Below are 271 nucleotides of genomic sequence, written 5' to 3'. Positions count from 1 at the left end.
TGGAGTTGCCCCGGTTCCGTGGACACATCATTCTTTGTGTTCAAGGAGTCGCAAATGTCCAAAGTACGACCGCCGTACCCGGCGGAATTCCGACAGCAGATGGTCGAGCTGGTTCGAGCAGGCCGCTCACCCGCGCAGCTCTCTCGTGAGTTCGGTGTCACGGCCCAGTCCATCACCAACTGGGTCGGCCAGGCCGCCATCGACGACGGCAAGCCTTTACCAGGCAAGGAAGGCCTGACCACCGCCGAGCGGGAAGAACTGGTGCGGCTGC

General features: G+C 62.4%; 1 protein-coding gene. It reads left to right on the top strand.

Annotation, left to right across the window (positions count from 1 at the left end):
• Window positions 1–54: 54 nt before the first annotated feature.
• The coding region (locus tag ACYQ1H_RS15660; protein WP_460028964.1) for a transposase at window positions 55–271 on the top strand (217 nt) is incomplete at its 3' end.

The organism is Methyloparacoccus murrellii (assembly GCF_054657115.1).
The sequence above is the reverse complement of the archived record's forward strand: the minus strand, read 5'-3'. Positions and strand labels throughout refer to the sequence as shown.